Below are 14532 nucleotides of genomic sequence, written 5' to 3'. Positions count from 1 at the left end.
AGGGAGACTGCCATGAGCGAAGAAACCCAAGTCGCCACGCGTGAACCGCAAAAGGTGTCGGCCAAGAGCGCCACCGCGGCGTTGATCCCGCCCGTAGACATCGTCGAAGATGAGACGGGAATTACCATCACGGCCGACCTGCCGGGCGCCTCGAAGGACCGTCTCGAGATCAAGATGGAAGGTGAACACCTGCTGATTGAAGCAGAGGCTGCCATCGCGGTGCCGGAAGGTCTGCAACTGCTTCACGCCGAAATTCTTGAGCCGCGCTACCGCCGAGCTTTTAGATTGAGTCGCGAACTGGATGGCTCGAAGATCGAAGCAAGCTTGAAAGACGGCGTTCTAACGCTACGCATTCCACGCATCGAACAGGCGCAGCCGCGACGCATCGAGGTGCAGGTAGGGTAATGACAACGAGCAGTACCGGGGGCGGCTTCAACCCGCCCCTAAAAAGCGGAGAAAGGGTAACCCCTGCCTTATGGCCCGGTAATCAGGGCAGCTTGGGCGGCGACAATCATTGGGGCCGAAAGTGGAGCCAAGGTCACGGGGCTCCATGTCATCCTGGAATTTCATGTCCTCGCGTATGGCACCGAAAAGCGAGTCATTCAGGCCACCCGACAGCATGCGGATGACTACCTCGGGCGCTGTCACGTTGAGGTGTTAGTGCCGCAATAGCGGAGAGAACGTGCATTGCTCAGAAAGCGAACGGATTTTGGGTGAGATCAGTGAAGCGACGCCACGCGGCAAAGCGTGCTGCGAGCTGTTCTCGATACAGTGAGGCGCGCAGCAAATGTCGCTTGAGCGCGAAGTGCTGGCGGATCGGACCGAAGCTCGACAGGAACGCCTGCGTACGGTTGGGATCGCGGAAGCCACGCATGCGGCGCTCGCGTTCACGCGTAGGCTGATGGCTATTTTCGGCACGATTGTTTAGGCGGGCACTGGCCTTGACAAAGACATGCTTGACGAGCAGCTGATAACTGCAGCCGGAAAGCGATGACCGTGATAAAGCGATTTTGCATTCTTCATCGCCCTATCTTACGCGACCGCCCAGGCAACGTGAGAATGCCGTCGGGATCTGATCGGCACCGCGATCGGCCGCGAAATCACGGGTAGTCCTGAGGACGGTTGGTGGCCGCGCTTGACAGCTCTCCTTATCGTGACCGCTCGTTTCAGACCGTCAATCGATTGCTCTTACAAATATGTTAGTCCTGCATCCGCTCTTGCGGGAACTGGTACGGCGGACGCGGGAGCCGAAGGCATCGGTTGAGGACAAACATATTTGCAACATCGGATCGGGGATGTGTCACGCGCGCCTCCTCGCTTGATGTTCGTGCGTGGGCAGTGTTGTGGCCGGACGCTTATTGGGCTGTTGTGGTTGCGAGCTTGGCTGGTGGCCTTCATCATCACGGACTCTCTTCACGCAGGAGCGTCCGGCTTTGATCGACGCCTTGTCGGGAGACGCCCTTTCCATTTCAGATTGACCCCGTGCTTTTGCAGCAAGGCCACGATCTGGCCTTCGCGCATGTGCGGCAACTGCGCCGGCGCCTTTGCCTTGAACCAGGCGTGCAATTCGACGAACTGGTAGTAGCCGATGTCGGAACGGAGCCAGAATTTCGATCCGGACGAGGAGTCCTGACACTGCATGCGCGTCCACACATACCGGCGCGCGCAGAAATGCCATTGCGTTTCGGCCAACTCGTCGCGCACCCCGTTGCAGCGCGGGTATGCCGATCGTGCACATACGACGTGACTCAGGTTAGCTGCGCGTCCGATGTGGCTCCTGGAAACCCTCACCGGTCGCTCGAGGCTGGCGTAGAGTTTGATCGCTGCCTGCCGGATTCTGTCGGCCAGTTCAGCATCCATCGGGTGGGGCGAGACGGGCCGCGTTGCGGCGTTCGTTGGTATCCCGCGGGATTTTTGCGCTGCTTCCGGCCCCGGGGCGCCCCTGCATAAGCAGCGTCATGTAGCAGATTCCATCGCCACGTTGCGATTGGAACTCGCCGTAGCCCTGCTGGCTTGCTTCGAAAGGTGCCCATGCTGCGGTCGACGAAACGAACATTTGTTAACACAGTCGTACTAGGAGATGACCTGTGGCTGCAACCCCCGCGCCGATCGCCGGCATCCGCAACATCGGCGTCATTGCTCACATCGACGCTGGCAAGACCACCATTACCGACCGGATTCTCTTTCACACGGGACGCACCCATCGCCTGGGTTCGGTCGACAGCGGCACGACGGTGACCGACTGGATGGCCCAGGAGCGCGAACGGGGGATCACGATCGTGGCGGCGGCCATCAGCGCGCGGTGGCGCGACTGCATGATCAACCTGATCGATACCCCGGGCCATATCGATTTCACCGCCGAAGTGCAGCGCTCGCTACGGGTGCTGGATGGCGCCGTGGTGGTATTCGATGCCGTGCACGGCGTACAGCCGCAAAGCGAGACGGTATGGCGGCAGGCCGATCGCTACCGGGTGCCGCGGCTGTGCTTCGTCAACAAAATGGATCGCATCGGGGCCGACTTCGAGCGCGCGGTGGCCAGCGTGCGTGAGCGCCTCGGTGCGCCGGTGGCGTGCCTGCAAATGCCTGTCGGCCACGAAGGGGCGTTCGAAGGCGAGGTCGATCTGCTGTCGATGCAGGCGCTGCGCTGGGGGGCTGCGCAGGAGGGCAAGCCGGAATGCGGTCCCATACCGGCTGAATATCGTGCGGCGGCCGAGGCCGCGCGGCAGCGCCTGATCGAGTCCGTCGCCGAGGCTGACGATGAACTGCTCTCGCTTTACGTGACCGGCGGCGACATCGGGACGGAGCCGTTGCGCGCGGCGCTGCGCCGTGCCACGCTCGCCAATCGCCTGTTTCCGGTTTGCTGTGGCGCCGCGTTACGGGACATCGGCGTGCAACCGCTGCTGGACTGCGTGGTCGATTTTCTGCCGTCACCGCTCGATATCGGCGAGGTACAGGGGACCGATCCCGACAGCGGCCTCACGATCTGCCTCGCGCCGCGCGACGAAGAACCGCTCGCGGCGCTGGTCTTCAAGATCGTCAACGATCCCTACGTCGGCCACCTGGCCTATGCGCGCATCTATTCGGGCATGGTCAGCGCTGGCATGACGCTGCACAATGCCACCCGTAACCGCAAGGAGCGGGCCGGGCGCCTGTTGCGCATGTATGCCAATCACCGCGAAAACGTCGAGGCGCTGCACGCCGGGGAAATCGGTGCGTTTCTCGGCCTGAATCAGACCTATACGGGCGATACGCTGTGCCACGCGGAACACCCGGTAACGCTGGAAACGATCACTTTCCCGGAGCCTGTCCTGCGGGCCACGGTAGAACCGAAAACGCTCGCCGAGCATGGCCGCATGGCCGAGGCGTTACGCCAGTTGACCGACGAGGATCCGACCCTGCAACTGAGCCTCGATAAAGACAGCGGCCAGTTGCTGATTGCCGCCATGGGCGAACTCCACCTCGAAATCTTGCTGGACAGGTTAGAGCGCGAATACGGTGTAGCGGCGAAAATGGGGCGGCCGCGCGTGGCCTACAAGGAAACCATCACGCGCGAAGTGGCGGCTGAGGAGGGGCGTTTCGTCCACCAGACTGGCGGGCATGGCCAATACGGCCATGTGATTCTTTCGCTGCACCCCGGCGCGCGCGGCTCGGGCATGCGCTTCGAAAACGCAATCACCGGCGGGGCTGTGCCGCGCCAGTTCATCCCGGCGGTGGAGCAGGGTGTGCGCGATGCCGCCGAAATCGGAGCGCTGGCAGGCTATCCCGTCACCGACCTCGAGGTGCGTCTCGAAGGCGGTTCCAGCCATTCCGTCGATTCGAGCGAATTCGCTTACCGCGCCGCGGCCATCCAGGCATGCCGCGCGGCGTTCGGCAAGGGGCGGATGGTGCTGCTTGAACCGATGTTCCGCATCGAGGTGCTGGTCCCGACTGAGTACACCGGGGCCGCGCTGGCGCAGCTCGGCGCCCGCCGCGCCGAGATTGATGCGGTGGCGTCGCGCCCGGGCGGTGTGGAAGCGATTGCCGGCCAAGTGCCTCTCGCCGAAATGTTCGGCTACGTTACTGAATTGCGCTCGGTCACCCAGGGCCGCGGGCTGTATTCCATGGAGTTCGACCACTATGCCGAGGTCGAGCTTGAGGTGGCAGGCGTGCCGTCCCGGAATTAAACGGCGGAACGACCTTCATCGGTCGAATTCAGCGCCTGCCGGCGCGGTTCGAAACCCGCCGTTTTTGGGTCACACGCAGGCGACCGGGATCCGTTTGGGCAGCGTCATCCCGCGCTTCGTGTGTAACCCTCGTTTGAACCATGCCCACCTGTTATGAGGCGTCCGGCCGTCTGCAGCATGCTGACTTCGCGGCTATAATACAGATCTGTGTTCCCTTGTCAGCGCATCGCGCAAACGGTCGTGTAGCCCCCAACTCCGGACGTCGTACGCCTGTTCCCAACCTTCGTGTGCCAGAGCCGCCTCGAACCAGCGTGCTATGAACCACTTGGCGTATGTCGAAACCTTGATGCGCGCTGGTAGCGGAACACGCACAGGTGCCACTTGGCAATCCGGGCACAAACAACATCAGATGCCCGAATTTGCTGCGCTGATCACTCGCATCGATGCAGCCGTGCACAACGTGGTCGCGTTTATCAAGATAGCCGATGCCCCGTTCCGCATCACGGGGTGCTGGGTCCAGGTGCGGCACACGCCACGCACAGCCATCCCAACAATTTCCTGAGCGGCGTCTACTATCTGCAAACGCAGGCAGGCACAGACACGATCAATTTCCACGATCCGCGCCCTCAGACTGCCATCATTCGTCCGCCGGTCACCGAATTGACGGCGTACAACACCGACCAGGCGGTGGTGACGGTGAGCGACGGCACCTTGCTCGTGTTTACCGCCTGGCTGCCACATTCGGTGTCAGTGAACACGAACGCCCGCTCGCGCATCAGCGTTAGTTTCAATGTCATGTTCACCGCTTACGACACGACCATGAGCCTGCCGCTATGGGGCCAGGACTAAGTGCCAGCCCGGCCCTGTAGATATCGGGCGGTGACGTTAATGGGTGAAACTGCGCGCACCATGGCTCCGCTGAAAATGATTGGGCGTTCCCTCATGCTGGGACTTCTCCGAGACAATAGGAGTCGAGTTCATGGAAGATAAGCGCAGCTACGAGTACATGGGTTTCGAGATGACTTCCGGTGTCAGCGGGGACTCGACCAACGGGTTCTACGTCGCCATGCAATGGATCAGGGAGACCACGCCGGCAAACCGGATCAACGTGCCGATTGACGGCATCGCCGCAGGCCGCTTCTGCAGTCTGGAAAATGCATTCGATGCGTCGTTTGATCGTATGAGGACAGCAATTGACCGCCAGGTTAGTGCTGGACGCACATCCTGATCCTGCGGCACATCTTCGATAGTCCGTCGCTTGACCGTCGGGCAGCGCATGCACTAACGCGCCACTGGAAAGAATAGGGCGTTCCTTCATGCCAGGATCCCTCGAGAATCAATGGGAGGACGGCAATGGCTGTCGAGTCGCCCTCTGATCCCCAGCGTTCGCGCTGATGAGTGGTCTTGAGCACGACCGCCTTCGCGAAGGCGTGCAACTCGGGCATGTTGATGAGCGTCGACAGTTGCGCATTCTCACGCTGCAGCTTTTCGACCTGATCGAGCAGGGCCAGGACCGTTGTAGGGTCGACAGCTGATATGTGGTCCACGTCAGCAGCGCCGCAAGCGACGTCGGCGTAGTCTCGGCGTACCATTGTCGCATGCAGTACGCCGCCGTCGGGGTCGCGCCCCGCAGTTTGGCGCTTAGCGCTATTGCTAGTCCACCATTTCAACGGACCCGGCGTCGCGCGTTCGGCAATCTCACGCAGCTTGTTCGTGTCAATGTTCATGCTGCGCGTCCTGCTCAATGATGATGGAGATTGACATGGCCCACGCTGAGAATACGTACAACGGATTTCAGTACCTGGTTCGAACGCTTGCGAAACAGGGCGTCGGGGGCGAGCAGTTGCAGATATTCGGATTCAACGGTTTCGTGCTTATCCCGCGCGAATTTGATGCAGAGCAACCCATGCAAATTCCCGTTCAATGCCTCGAGGAAGAGGGATATCGTCAAGAAGACTGGGCGTTGGATGCAGCGATTGACGAAGCGAAGGCGATCATCGACGGCAAGCGTCCGCTGAAAGACCCGAAAACGTTCCGATAAGGCTAGCTTCATTGCGTTTCCGCGAAGGTCGTCAGGTCGGACATTCGGTACGCCAGACCTCGAGGCGCGGCGGAATCTGCCAGCACGAAGGCGGAGAGGAGCCGGGGATGAGCCGGTACAACAGCCGGGAATGCGAACGGTTGTGACCAGGACAGAAGATCAGGAGGCGACGCTGTGCTCTGCACAGGATGCGCGTGCTGCCGGTCAAGTTCCGGGCCATGCAGGTTAACAAGGTAGGATTACTACTTTACGAATTTGGCGTGACATTTCGGGCAGGACGCGTGGCCGGGCTGGGCTGAGATCCGGGCCCGCATGGCAGCGCTGGAGGATAAGCTGCCAGGAACGATGATCGGCAGTCTGCAGGAACAGTTGAAAGGCGCTGTCACGTTGAGGTGTTAGTGCCGCAATAGCGGAGAGAACGCGCATTGCTCAGAAAGCGAACGGATTTTGGGTGAGATCAGTGAAGCGACGCCACGCGGCAAAGCGTGCTGCGAGCTGTTCTCGATACAGTGAGGCGCGCAGCAAATGTCGCTTGAGCGCGAAGTGCTGGCGGATCGGACCGAAGCTTGACAGGAACGCCTGCGTACGGTCCAGAAAGCCCGGCAGTAGCGCATGGCGGTGAAGCGGTGTCGAGATTCCTCGCTGACGCAGTGACGCGGTCACTGAACACCGCGACGGACGGCTGATTCCCAAACCGCGACACAAAGTAGATGCCGTCAAAGTGGCCAGCGTTGCTGTGGATCGCCTCGCTCCACAAATTTGGTACGGTGTAGTCGCCAATTGACAACACGCGTGTGTCGAAGCCAAGGTGCCAGAGGGGGCTGGCTGAGATCGGCGAGGCGCAAGTGTCAAACGAACAAAAGTTGGTACAAATTTGCTATTAAAGTTGAGACTTTCGGGATTCAGAGGGCGCGTCACAAGAGGAGGCCTTGAGTGCCAAGGCTTTGCGGGCAATTGACGTAAAGATGCAACACCATGCCAAGGATGAGTGACCGTATATCCGCACGATCACACCGTTGCAAACCACCCGGCAGAGCAGTTGCAGCGGAGGTTAGAGCGGAGCGTCGTCAGTTCGGAGGATGTGCGAGCCGTCCATGCAGCAGATATTTTCCTCTGACCTGCGTGAAGAGCGCGAAGCGCGAGCATGCCCAAGCCGATATATCGAAGTCTTCCGATAGCCAGAAGATCACCTGGTACGCGAGGAACCGTGTCAGCTGATCGACCAGTTGAGTGCTGTCACGCGATTAAAGTCAAGGCGTCATGTCCGGACTACGAATTCATCGCAGCGATTCGCCGCACAGTATGCGGGCATGGGCAATTGGGAGCATCCCACCGAAGAGTTCGTTCCCGACGCGTTTTATGAATTATTCGGTATCCAAAACATTATCGCAGAAATGCGGCCAGTCGGCTTGGGCGTAGAGCGGCCCGCTGGTTGCCGATCATCGTGTGGCAATAATGCAGCGTCTGCTTGGGAAGACGCTGAACTGGTACGCGAACAGGCTCTGTCATGACAGCGAGTCGGGGATTAACAATGTCCTGACTTTAGTTCAATTTCTCGAGAAGTCGCAAATTTAAGTCAATCTGAATTGACGTAAAAATGGGACCCGGCCTCACTCGTTTCATGATTGAAGCGGGTTTCGGAGATATCAGGGGGGTTCCATGTTTAGTTCGATTGACAGCCGCCTCTCATGTCAAACGTTGAGCGTCCGTTATTCGGCGGTCTGCTGGGCGTTTCGAGCGCCCGCTATGGGTCCAGGCTGTGTGGAAACGCCAAGAGAATTTCAATGCACGCGGTTCTGACCTCGCTTCGCACGTTTGGCGGTTTGCATGTTGACAGTTCATTCGGCGATGACGAACTGCTGAAGGGGTCAAGCGTCCTTTAACTGGCGATTGTGAGCTTGTTTTTAAGGTCGATGGGTATTCAGGCACCCACCAGCCGCATCGCTTTCATTGTCCTTTTGAACCCCAGGATTCTCAGCACTCTCATGAGGTTGTAGGCAAGCACGTTCAGACTCATCTCAGTCCCCACGTTGGGCAGCCTGCGTGTCAGGAAGTGCGTGTAACCCATCCAGTGCTTGAACGTCCCGAATACATGTTCGACGGTCCGCCTGCGCACGGTCATCGCATCAGGCGTCTTGTCCAGCCGACGTTGAACACCTTCCAACACCGACTCGTGCTCCCATCGCGTGATTCGCCGATACGGACTTGGCGTGCATTGCGATTTCATTGGGCACTGAGGACAGGCGCTGCTCCAGTAACGGCGCAATTGCATACCGTGTTCCTCCCCGGTGAAACGGTAGATTGCCCGTTCACCGGCTGGACACTGGTATTCGTCGTCCCGCGCAATATAGATGAAGTCTGCCCTATCAAATCGACCATGGCATTTTGCGCTGGATGTCGTGGGTTTCGGCAGCATTACCGCGATCCCGGCATCCGCGCACTCTTTGATCTGGGGCCCACTATAGTAGCCACGATCGGCGACTGCCCGCAGTCTGGTCCTACCCATAGCGTCGCGCGCAGCTTTAGCTATCGGACTGAGCTGCGCCCGGTCGCTACCAGAGTTTGTGACCTCGTGAGCAACGATGAGGTGGTGTTTGGCGTCTACTGCCACCTGTACGTTGTAGCTCACCATTCCCGAGCCTTTGCCGCTCGTCGCCATGGAGCGCGCGTCGGGATCAGTCATCGAGAGTTGGCCATCAGGCTGCGTCTTGAGTTGCTCCTTAATCTGATCGAGGTTTCGCATCTGCTCGCGTAAGCGCTCGATCTTGTCCCGCAATCGGCTCGTCTTTGCTTCCAGCTCAGCGGGTTGCGTACGATCGGCAGTCTCCAGCGCGTTCAGATACCGCTGGATGCTCTCCTCGATCTGCTTCTGGCGCTTATCGACCTTACCCTCTGTGAAGTTGCGATCGCGAGTGTTGACTGCCTTGAACTTGCTACCGTCGATGGCAACGAGCGCTTGCGAGAACAGCTTCAGTTCACGGCATAAGACGACGAAGCGGCGACATACGTTGCGGATGCCGGTACCGTTGTCACGGCGGAAGTCAGCTATGGTCTTGAAGTCCGGCGCCAAACGGCCGGTGAGCCACATCAATTCAACATTGCGTTGGCATTCACGCTCCAGGCGGCGGCTCGACTGGACCCGGTTCAGGTAGCCGTAGATATAGATCTTCAGCAGCACGCCCGGATGATAGGACGGGCGACCTGTAATCGATGGCATCGCTCCATCGAAGCCCAGTGATTCAAGGTCAAGCTCTTCAACGAACGCCTCGATGATCCTGATCGGATTGTCCTCGGCGACAAAGTCATCGAGACACTCTGGAAGCAGCGTCACCTGCTTGCGATCTTCACCTTCTATGAATCGCTTCATCCGGTCACCCAGGCTGAATGAGTTAATCCAGTTTAGGCGATCATGGCGTTTTCACACAGGCTCGGTCGAGAGGACTCATTCGTCGCACGCTGGATTCCGACCGCCATCCAGAGACCGACGGTGGCCACGAAACGCCCGGGCGTCTAACTCCTCCATTGCCGCCCAACTCCCCGATTGCAATGTTCGCGATACGAATCTGGACATTACAGATATGAAGTCGCAGGTCGATCGGCAGAAGCCTAATGGTTGTGTCGCGATAACACAAATGAAGCGATAGAATTCATGAATGAGTAGGAATGCTTACATGACCAGCGAATAGAATTGCTCCGCTGCGGTGTTTGTGGCGCCGTCGTTCTGCATCAGCTCTTTGCGGATCATGTGTGCGATTTCGATGCCGGACAGGATGATGCGCGCGCAGCGGAAATCCTTGAACCCCATCATCGGTCTGATGATGCGTTTGATGGCGCGGTGGTCCTGCTCGGGCAGATGAAGAGTGACGGTGGTCGGCATAGTTCAGTCGCCTAGCAGTTCTACGATCTTGCGAAATCAGCATTCCTATTCGTGCCGTCTCGACTTTTCCTGATTTTCGTTGCCGCGACAGATCCGATCATGGATGGCCTGGCAGGACTCTGGCCTTATTTCGGGCAGCTGGTGGCGATGCAGGTGCGCGCGTGGCTGGTTGCGCGGCCACTGGCGCGTTTGCTGTTGATGCAATTGGGGCTGGCGCTGGCGGCAGTGCTGCTCATCGGTGTCTCGTAGTACAGCTTGCCGGCGCGGCACCCGGCACCGCTACGTTTTTCAGTGGCGATCAACGTCGATCTTTTTGACCATTGATCTGCGCGGCGCAATCAGGCGGTAACCGCTAGAATTGCGGCTTTAGCCCGGAATACGCCAATGTCTTTTGCCTCGCTTGGCCTGATCGATCCCTTGCTGCGTAATGTGCAGGACCTCAATTACCAGACACCTACGCCGGTGCAGGCCAAGGCGATTCCTGCTGTGCTCAGTGGCAAGGACGTCATGGCTGCGGCACAGACCGGCACTGGCAAAACGGCGGGTTTTGCGCTGCCGCTGTTGCAACGGCTGGTGCAACACGGCCCGGCGGTGTCCAGCAACCGCGCGCGTGTTCTGGTGCTGGTGCCTACGCGTGAACTGGCCGAACAAGTGCTGCAAAGCTTTATCGATTACGGCAAAGGCCTCGACTTACGATTTCTGGCCGCCTACGGCGGTGTGAGTATCAACCCGCAGATGATGAAGTTGCGCAAAGGCGTGGATGTGCTCGTTGCCACGCCGGGCCGTTTGCTAGATCTCAATCGCCAGAACGCAGTGCAGTTTGATCAAGTACAAACGCTGGTGCTGGATGAAGCCGACCGCATGCTGGATCTGGGCTTTGCGCGCGAACTCAACGCCGTCTTTGCTGCCTTGCCCGCTCAGCGCCAGACTCTGCTGTTCTCTGCCACGTTTACCGATGATATCCGCGCCATGGCGGCGGGCATTCTGCGCGGCCCGGTCAATATCAGCGTCAGCCCGCCCAATGTCACGGCCAGCAAGATCAAGCAGTGGGTGGTGCCGGTGGATAAAAAGAACAAGCCTGACCTCTTCATGCACCTTGTGGCTGAGAACAACTGGGAGCACGCGCTGGTGTTCGTCAAAACCCGCAATGGCGTGGATTACCTAGCGGCCATGCTGGATGAAGCGGGCTATGCGGTCGACACCATCCACGGCGACAAACCGCAACCCGCGCGCCTGCGTGCGCTGGAGCGCTTCAAGACGGGCGAAGTACATATGCTGGTAGCCACCGATGTAGCTGCGCGCGGGCTGGATATCGACGACCTGCCGCTGGTGATCAACGTTGATCTGCCGATCGTGGCGCAAGACTATGTGCACCGTATTGGCCGTACCGGCCGCGCGGGCGCCAGCGGCGTGGCGGTGTCCCTTGTGTGTGCCGATGAAGCGCCGCAACTGGCCGCGATTGAAGCGCTGATCCGGCAAACGCTGCCCCGTGAAGAAGAGCCGGGTTTTGAAGCCGAACACCGAGTGCCGCAAACTAGCGCGACGGGCCAGATCATCAAGAAACCCAAAAAGCCTAAGAAGCCGAAAGTGCCGCAAGCTGCGCCGGGCGCCATGCAGGTGCTCAGCAATAAACCGCGCCCGCAAAGTGGCGAAAACAAACGCAAGCCTGCGGCGCAGCGCGCTGTGGCCGCGGGCAAAGGCACAAGCTTGTCCAGCGGTAACCCATTCAGCGTGCAAAAGCCACGCAGCAAACCCGCCAGCAAGCCAGCTGCGGGTTCACGTAAGCCGGCTGGCAAACCCGCTGGTGGCCGCGGCAAACGCCAACCCTGATCCGTGGGGATGAGTAACGCCAGCCCTGGAACAGGCTGGCGGTTTGCGGCCCGCTGGCAGGCAGCGGCGCGGCTTCGGCGTGCATCAGGTCGGCGGGTAACGGCGCACTGAATCCAGAATCGATAACAACTTCGGGGCCGAACGGACGTTGAAATCGTGCGTAGCGAGCGTCCGATCGAGGTCGTCTCTGGCGAATGTGTCCGCTTCTCACACGAAAGCCGTCATTTGATCGGCTCATTGCGAACTACCGCTATATTGGGTCGAAAGTACGCGTTCGCTGAATGCGTAAGCCGCCGTTCAGAACGGCCACGGAATGGATGGATGTTCAACCTACAGGCGCCGCCTGGCGCCAATAAGTAAATGTCTGCTATGGCCGACTTCCTTCCATCGGGCATCGGGGGGGCGTCACGAATCATGAAAACAACGGCGGCTTGCATAAAAAATGGCCAGCATGTGGTCAAGCGCCGTTCGAAAGGCTGGCTTGAGAGGCCGGTGGACGCTCCTGCGGCAATGCTCCTATCTGTAGGAGAATGTTCTGCGCCAGGCATAGATGTCGTGCCAGTTCAGTTCTCTTTGTTTTAGCCAGAGACTACGGCATGCCACGAGGTGAGGGTTAGGGCAGGGCGTGGCTGGCTTACGTGTCGGTACGGACGCGCCGGCTACGCTTTCCTGTCGGGGAACCTGCCTGCACTTTCCCGACGGCCGCTGTGACGCGCCTGGGTGTTGCCTTCTTCAGCACGGCCTTCTTCGACCTCCGCATCCGCTGCACCTTTCGTTCGACGTCAGCGAGCAGATCGCTTGGCGCACACCTCAAGGCGGCCGCAAGCGCAAACAACATCGTCAGCGTGGGTTGATTCTGACCCAGCTCGAGCATGCTGACGTAGTTGCGCCGGATATCAGCCTCGAAGGCGAGCTGTTCCTGGGTAAGCTCCGCACGAAGACGATGCTCGCGCAAGACCGCGCCAAAGACTACGGCCAATTCCAAAATTTTCTCCCAGTGAAATGGGAGAACTGTCCAGTTGACGCTATAATTTGTCTTCCCAGTGAACTGGGAATTAAGTGGATGGTATGTGTGTGCGATCCATATGCAGTAAGGGTTTGCAATTTTTTTTGATGTCGGCGAGATTTGCTCGATGCTGTGGTTGTTTCCTGGCGAAGGCGCACGTCGTCATCAGGTGGTTGATTCATTACGATAGCGTTCGAGGTAGTAGGCAGTATGTTTGTGACGAGTGAAAAGAACCGGATGCCTCCGTATGCAATGCCTTTTTTCGACGAACTATCGGGCGCCAGCACGTGGTCGGCAATCGAGCAGCTGATTCCGCGAGACATGTTGATCCTCCGGGTGTCGCCAGCACGCTCGCGTGTCATTCCGACAATCATGCTGCTGGACCTGTCCGCGATGGCACCGCATCTTGAGCGGTTCGTCGGCGGGGATGTCGTGCTACGAGGGGCCGCTGTGCTGAGCACACAACTGGCACACGAGGTCGACCGGTGGACGCTCGATCCGGTGAGCGAGATCCGGGTGGGGGTAACCGAGCCCGAACAGTACAGCCAGGGCGAACGGCTGGTGACGGTGACCCGGTTCACGACCGCGGCGGGGCGCACGTTCTCGGTGCCGTGCGCTATCGCAACGCGCCCTGCGCGCGGACGGCGGCTCTGGCGGGCGAAAGCGCCAGGCGCGCCGGCTCGTCGCTGAGCGGCGTCGGGCGTGGAAGCGCATACGGGCATGGGGCCGCGCTCGCCCTGCCAGTCGATGGACGTGCTGCCGCGCTGGCGAGGTGGTCTCGTGTTGTATCTCGATTTCGACGGAGTCCTTCACCCGGAAAACGTATGGCGCCACCCCGGCAGCGGGCCGTATGTCGCGAGTCCACCAGGGCATGTGCTGTTTGAACATGCTCCGCTGCTCGCGCGCTGCCTCGAGCCCTATCCCGAGTTGCGCATCGTGCTGTCAACGAGTTGGGTCCTGGTGTTCCGCAGCGTCCGAAAAGTTGCGCGCCGTCTGCCGCTGGCACTGCGCCGGCGCGTGGTCGGCGCGACTTTCCACGGCCGGATGGATCCGGTGTGGTTCCGGTCCATCCCGCGTGGCGTGCAGGTCTGGGGCGATGCGTGCCGGCGTCAGCCCGGAGCATGGCTCGCGCTGGACGACGATGATCAGGGTTGGCCGGCGGTGTGCCGGGGTAATCTGCTGCGTACCGATCCCGTGCTGGGCATCAGCGCGCCGGCGGTCGTCATGGAGTTGCAGACTCGGCTCGCAGCGATGCACGGTTTGGAAGAAGGCTTGCCGTGATAATCCGCCTTATCGTGGCAGGCGTGCAATTGCGCCCATCCGGGGCGCATCCTCTGGAGATCACATGAGCAGGCACAGGAAACCGCCGGCGCTACCGCCGGATGAGACGTCCGCGCAACTGCGCGCGCGCCTGCGGCGCTTCGCGCTTGCTACGCGCGACGACGCCTGCCGGCCCGCCGCTATCCCCTTCGCAGAGCACGTGACCGTACTCGCCGGGCCGCTGCGGCGGATCCGCCGCTTGCGCCGGGATGGGATCGGCGGGCAGCCGGAAGCGCCTGCAACCGCAGACGGTCCGACGGAAGAAGGTAGTGCACCCTGAGCAGCATCGGGCGGC

General features: G+C 60.0%; 14 protein-coding genes and 4 pseudogenes. 11 read left to right on the top strand and 7 right to left on the bottom strand.

Translation table 11 applies throughout. The features are described 5' to 3' along the window. Window positions 1–12: 12 nt before the first annotated feature. Window positions 13–405: an Hsp20/alpha crystallin family protein gene (locus AC3WLT_RS08295; protein WP_492580987.1), complete on the top strand. Its 393-nt coding sequence runs from the start codon at window positions 13–15 to the stop codon at window positions 403–405. Window positions 406–691: 286 nt separating this feature from the next. On the opposite strand, the pseudogene AC3WLT_RS08290 reads toward AC3WLT_RS08295, so the two are convergent. Both AC3WLT_RS08290 and AC3WLT_RS08285 read right to left on the bottom strand, forming a co-directional pair. Further along, window positions 692–961, bottom strand: a pseudogene (locus AC3WLT_RS08290) (IS6 family transposase); the annotation flags it as partial. 452 nt (window positions 962–1413) lie between these two features. Next, window positions 1414–1860 (bottom strand): hypothetical protein, encoded by a 447-nt coding sequence (locus AC3WLT_RS08285; protein WP_492591410.1) that lies wholly within the window; start codon window positions 1858–1860, stop codon window positions 1414–1416. 227 nt (window positions 1861–2087) lie between these two features. Between AC3WLT_RS08285 and fusA the strand changes: the two genes are divergently transcribed. The 3 genes from fusA (at window position 2088) to AC3WLT_RS08270 (ending at window position 5391) form a co-directional block, all read left to right on the top strand. Further along, complete coding sequence (gene fusA / locus AC3WLT_RS08280) at window positions 2088–4163, top strand: elongation factor G (protein WP_492591409.1); 2076 nt, start codon at window positions 2088–2090, stop codon at window positions 4161–4163. Window positions 4164–4670: 507 nt separating this feature from the next. Continuing rightward, window positions 4671–5012 carry a TIGR02466 family protein gene (locus tag AC3WLT_RS08275; protein ID WP_492591408.1) on the top strand — a complete coding sequence of 114 codons (342 nt, stop codon included), beginning with the start codon at window positions 4671–4673 and terminating at the stop codon, window positions 5010–5012. Window positions 5013–5142: 130 nt separating this feature from the next. Further along, a complete protein-coding gene (locus tag AC3WLT_RS08270) occupies window positions 5143–5391 on the top strand; it encodes a hypothetical protein (protein ID WP_492591407.1) in 249 nt (82 codons plus the stop codon). On the opposite strand, the gene AC3WLT_RS08265 is transcribed toward AC3WLT_RS08270, so the two are convergent. Continuing rightward, window positions 5369–5890 (bottom strand): ead/Ea22-like family protein, encoded by a 522-nt coding sequence (locus AC3WLT_RS08265; protein ID WP_492591406.1) that lies wholly within the window; start codon window positions 5888–5890, stop codon window positions 5369–5371. The genes AC3WLT_RS08270 and AC3WLT_RS08265 overlap by 23 nt on opposite strands. Window positions 5891–5925: 35 nt before the next feature. On the opposite strand from AC3WLT_RS08265, the gene AC3WLT_RS08260 reads away from it, so the two are divergent. Together AC3WLT_RS08260 and AC3WLT_RS08255 are read left to right on the top strand one after the other, a co-directional pair. Then, window positions 5926–6204 (top strand): hypothetical protein, encoded by a 279-nt coding sequence (locus AC3WLT_RS08260; RefSeq protein WP_492591405.1) that lies wholly within the window; start codon window positions 5926–5928, stop codon window positions 6202–6204. Between the two features lie 115 nt (window positions 6205–6319). Further along, a pseudogene (locus AC3WLT_RS08255) lies at window positions 6320–6579 on the top strand (IS110 family transposase); the annotation flags it as partial. A gap of 54 nt (window positions 6580–6633) precedes the next feature. On the opposite strand, the pseudogene AC3WLT_RS08250 reads toward AC3WLT_RS08255, so the two are convergent. The 3 genes and pseudogenes from AC3WLT_RS08250 to AC3WLT_RS08240 all read right to left on the bottom strand — a co-directional run. Beyond that, window positions 6634–6804 (bottom strand): annotated as a pseudogene (locus tag AC3WLT_RS08250) (IS6 family transposase); the annotation flags it as partial. A 1321-nt stretch (window positions 6805–8125) separates the two neighbouring features. After that, window positions 8126–9571, bottom strand: a complete 1446-nt coding sequence (locus AC3WLT_RS08245; RefSeq protein ID WP_492591404.1) for an IS1182 family transposase — start codon at window positions 9569–9571, stop codon at window positions 8126–8128. Window positions 9572–9871: 300 nt separating this feature from the next. Next, a pseudogene (locus AC3WLT_RS08240) lies at window positions 9872–10060 on the bottom strand (IS6 family transposase); the annotation flags it as partial. A 72-nt stretch (window positions 10061–10132) separates the two neighbouring features. Here AC3WLT_RS08240 and AC3WLT_RS08235 point away from each other — a divergent pair. Beyond that, window positions 10133–10330, top strand: a complete 198-nt coding sequence (locus AC3WLT_RS08235; RefSeq protein WP_492591403.1) for a hypothetical protein — start codon at window positions 10133–10135, stop codon at window positions 10328–10330. A gap of 135 nt (window positions 10331–10465) precedes the next feature. After that, window positions 10466–11911, top strand: coding sequence for a DEAD/DEAH box helicase (locus AC3WLT_RS08230; protein WP_492591402.1), 1446 nt, complete (start codon window positions 10466–10468; stop codon window positions 11909–11911). 634 nt (window positions 11912–12545) lie between these two features. On the opposite strand, the gene AC3WLT_RS08225 is transcribed toward AC3WLT_RS08230, so the two are convergent. Beyond that, complete coding sequence (locus tag AC3WLT_RS08225; RefSeq protein ID WP_492591401.1) at window positions 12546–12866, bottom strand: helix-turn-helix domain-containing protein; 321 nt, start codon at window positions 12864–12866, stop codon at window positions 12546–12548. A gap of 303 nt (window positions 12867–13169) precedes the next feature. On the opposite strand from AC3WLT_RS08225, the gene AC3WLT_RS08220 reads away from it, so the two are divergent. From AC3WLT_RS08220 to AC3WLT_RS08210, 3 genes are all read left to right on the top strand, one after another. Further along, window positions 13170–13607: a hypothetical protein gene (locus AC3WLT_RS08220; RefSeq protein ID WP_492591400.1), complete on the top strand. Its 438-nt coding sequence runs from the start codon at window positions 13170–13172 to the stop codon at window positions 13605–13607. A 12-nt stretch (window positions 13608–13619) separates the two neighbouring features. After that, window positions 13620–14198: an HAD domain-containing protein gene (locus AC3WLT_RS08215; RefSeq protein WP_492591399.1), complete on the top strand. Its 579-nt coding sequence runs from the start codon at window positions 13620–13622 to the stop codon at window positions 14196–14198. 64 nt (window positions 14199–14262) lie between these two features. After that, a complete protein-coding gene (locus AC3WLT_RS08210; RefSeq protein WP_492591398.1) occupies window positions 14263–14517 on the top strand; it encodes a hypothetical protein in 255 nt (84 codons plus the stop codon). The last annotated feature ends 15 nt before the right edge of the window (window positions 14518–14532 follow it).

The sequence above is a fragment of the Paraburkholderia sp. FW306-2-2C-D06C genome, from assembly GCF_058781505.1.
This window is presented reverse-complemented; position numbering and strand designations above follow the sequence as displayed.

Bases quoted from the DNA above. Each gene is read 5' to 3' on its own strand.
- AC3WLT_RS08220 (WP_492591400.1), top strand. From the start codon at position 13,170: ATGCCTTTTTTCGACGAACTATCGGGCGCCAGCACGTGGTCGGCAATC.
- AC3WLT_RS08285 (WP_492591410.1), bottom strand. From the start codon at position 1,860: ATGGATGCTGAACTGGCCGACAGAATCCGGCAGGCAGCGATCAAACTC.
- AC3WLT_RS08265 (WP_492591406.1), bottom strand. From the start codon at position 5,890: ATGAACATTGACACGAACAAGCTGCGTGAGATTGCCGAACGCGCGACG.
- AC3WLT_RS08260 (WP_492591405.1), top strand. From the start codon at position 5,926: ATGGCCCACGCTGAGAATACGTACAACGGATTTCAGTACCTGGTTCGA.
- AC3WLT_RS08270 (WP_492591407.1), top strand. From the start codon at position 5,143: ATGGAAGATAAGCGCAGCTACGAGTACATGGGTTTCGAGATGACTTCC.
- AC3WLT_RS08210 (WP_492591398.1), top strand. From the start codon at position 14,263: ATGAGCAGGCACAGGAAACCGCCGGCGCTACCGCCGGATGAGACGTCC.
- AC3WLT_RS08245 (WP_492591404.1), bottom strand. From the start codon at position 9,571: ATGAAGCGATTCATAGAAGGTGAAGATCGCAAGCAGGTGACGCTGCTT.
- AC3WLT_RS08230 (WP_492591402.1), top strand. From the start codon at position 10,466: ATGTCTTTTGCCTCGCTTGGCCTGATCGATCCCTTGCTGCGTAATGTG.
- AC3WLT_RS08295 (WP_492580987.1), top strand. From the start codon at position 13: ATGAGCGAAGAAACCCAAGTCGCCACGCGTGAACCGCAAAAGGTGTCG.